The sequence below is a fragment of the Metabacillus sp. 113a genome, from assembly GCF_050107635.1.
Classification (GTDB): domain Bacteria; phylum Bacillota; class Bacilli; order Bacillales; family Bacillaceae; genus Metabacillus_B.
Genome location: NZ_JBNILJ010000059.1, coordinates 1 through 213, shown reverse-complemented (window position 1 = coordinate 213; position 213 = coordinate 1). Strand labels below are relative to the sequence as shown.

Below are 213 nucleotides of genomic sequence, written 5' to 3'. Positions count from 1 at the left end.
AATCATCCCTATTTTGGTGAAGCCTGTCTGCATTTGGAATAACCAAAACTACTCGTTTGACTTCACTCACATACATTTGCCTTTGTTGATTAACGGTAAAGTAAAGAAAACACCTATTCGTGCGATAGTAGTCGATAAGCATAACCGCAATTTTGATTTGCTAAAGCATAAACTAGGAACTCTTCGCATCACAAAAAAATCAAATAAATGGAT

General features: G+C 35.2%; 1 pseudogene. It reads left to right on the top strand.

Going from position 1 to position 213, the window contains the following annotated elements:
- Positions 1-213: pseudogene (locus ACQCVE_RS19700) on the top strand (RNA-guided endonuclease TnpB family protein); the annotation flags it as partial.